Raw genomic sequence first — 1,430 nt, 5'->3', positions numbered from 1 at the left:
CCGCATGGTCAGTTACTGGAAAGATTTATTGGTTGGGGATGGGCTCGCGGCCTATCAGCTTGTTGGTGAGGTAATGGCTCACCAAGGCGTCGACGGGTAGCCGGCCTGAGAGGGTGACCGGCCACACTGGGACTGAGACACGGCCCAGACTCCTACGGGAGGCAGCAGTGGGGAATATTGCACAATGGGCGCAAGCCTGATGCAGCAACGCCGCGTGAGGGATGACGGCCTTCGGGTTGTAAACCTCTTTTAGCAGGGAAGAAGCGAAAGTGACGGTACCTGCAGAAAAAGCGCCGGCTAACTACGTGCCAGCAGCCGCGGTAATACGTAGGGCGCAAGCGTTATCCGGAATTATTGGGCGTAAAGAGCTCGTAGGCGGTTTGTCGCGTCTGCTGTGAAATCCGGAGGCTCAACCTCCGGCCTGCAGTGGGTACGGGCAGACTAGAGTGCGGTAGGGGAGATTGGAATTCCTGGTGTAGCGGTGGAATGCGCAGATATCAGGAGGAACACCGATGGCGAAGGCAGATCTCTGGGCCGTAACTGACGCTGAGGAGCGAAAGGGTGGGGAGCAAACAGGCTTAGATACCCTGGTAGTCCACCCCGTAAACGTTGGGAACTAGTTGTGGGGTCCATTCCACGGATTCCGTGACGCAGCTAACGCATTAAGTTCCCCGCCTGGGGAGTACGGCCGCAAGGCTAAAACTCAAAGGAATTGACGGGGACCCGCACAAGCGGCGGAGCATGCGGATTAATTCGATGCAACGCGAAGAACCTTACCAAGGCTTGACATATACGAGAACGGGCCAGAAATGGTCAACTCTTTGGACACTCGTAAACAGGTGGTGCATGGTTGTCGTCAGCTCGTGTCGTGAGATGTTGGGTTAAGTCCCGCAACGAGCGCAACCCTCGTTCTATGTTGCCAGCACGTAATGGTGGGAACTCATGGGATACTGCCGGGGTCAACTCGGAGGAAGGTGGGGATGACGTCAAATCATCATGCCCCTTATGTCTTGGGCTTCACGCATGCTACAATGGCCGGTACAAAGGGCTGCAATACCGCGAGGTGGAGCGAATCCCAAAAAGCCGGTCCCAGTTCGGATTGAGGTCTGCAACTCGACCTCATGAAGTCGGAGTCGCTAGTAATCGCAGATCAGCAACGCTGCGGTGAATACGTTCCCGGGTCTTGTACACACCGCCCGTCAAGTCATGAAAGTCGGTAACACCTGAAGCCGGTGGCCTAACCCTTGTGGAGGGAGCCGTCGAAGGTGGGATCGGTAATTAGGACTAAGTCGTAACAAGGTAGCCGTACCGGAAGGTGCGGCTGGATCACCTCCTTTCTAAGGAGCATCTGACTCTTCGGAGTCCAGAACCCAGATCGAAGACGTTCGTTCTTCGCTGGGAGCTCATGGGTGGAACATTTGACATGGTGC

General features: G+C 55.9%; 1 rRNA gene. It reads left to right on the top strand.

Annotated elements, in window-relative coordinates:
- A 16S ribosomal RNA gene (locus tag ACIPV5_RS17585) occupies positions 1-1,337 on the top strand; the annotation flags it as partial.
- Positions 1,338-1,430: the final 93 nt, after the last annotated feature.

Origin of the sequence: Microbacterium sp. NPDC090014, from assembly GCF_044748285.1 — a bacterium.
GTDB lineage: Bacteria > Actinomycetota > Actinomycetes > Actinomycetales > Microbacteriaceae > Microbacterium.
The sequence above is the reverse complement of the archived record's forward strand: the minus strand, read 5'-3'. Positions and strand labels throughout refer to the sequence as shown.